This is a genomic window from Citrobacter sp. wls826 (assembly GCF_005281245.1).
In the GTDB taxonomy this organism is placed as follows: Bacteria; Pseudomonadota; Gammaproteobacteria; order Enterobacterales; family Enterobacteriaceae; genus Citrobacter; species Citrobacter braakii.
In genome coordinates this window covers 173,104-173,721 of sequence record NZ_SZWS01000027.1, presented here as the reverse complement: position 1 = coordinate 173,721, position 618 = coordinate 173,104, and the positions used below count along the sequence as shown (strand labels likewise).

Annotated in this window: 1 protein-coding gene; it reads right to left on the bottom strand. The window is 42.1% G+C overall.

The window, feature by feature from the left end; translation table 11 throughout:
* Nucleotides 1–30: 30 nt before the first annotated feature.
* On the bottom strand, nt 31–489 hold the full coding sequence (locus FDW87_RS06695) for a YehR family lipoprotein (RefSeq protein WP_016156964.1): 459 nt from the start codon (nt 487–489) through the stop codon (nt 31–33).
* Nucleotides 490–618 lie beyond the last annotated feature (129 nt).

Genomic DNA, 618 nt, shown 5'->3' with positions numbered 1-618 from the left:
GACCGCGATGAATATCGGGTCGCCAGGGTGTTATTTCACTTCTTTAAAACCCGCCGATTCCATTACCGTTTGCATTTGCTTCATGCTGATATTTTTATCGGCTTTCTCAGAAAGCTTCATCCCGGAAATTGCCTGCAACGCTTTTATATCGACTTTTTCCATATCAATAGTGACATTTTCCTGTGCGTAGGTATCTGTATAGGTGAGCTTTTCTTCTACGCCTGCAATATTTTGATATTTGGCGCTTAACGCATCGAATACTTTTGCGGCTTCCTCTTTATTGCTGGCGCCGACAGACGCATAGCTGATTTTACTTTCGGAGCTTTGTTTCAGAACTTTGTCACCTTTATAGGTGTAAGAGACGGTGATATCCGAACCGTTAAGATTGGCATTGAATGTTTTCGTTTCTTCTTTATCACCACAACCCGCCAGGGAAAAAACCACAACCGATGCCACGGCGAGAGAAACTAATTTTTGTAACGCTGTCATGTAAAACTCCATTTTATGAATATCGAATGCTAAATAATAACGCCAATGAATATGAGGGCCGGGCGGCCTTAATAGCAGAGCAGTATAGAATAAATCTAATAGCGATGGCTAAGCAGTCCGAAAATGGAG

What these genes read in the sequence shown, in the direction of transcription:
- FDW87_RS06695 (WP_016156964.1), bottom strand. Translation starts at nt 489, where the DNA reads ATGACAGCGTTACAAAAATTAGTTTCTCTCGCCGTGGCATCGGTTGTG.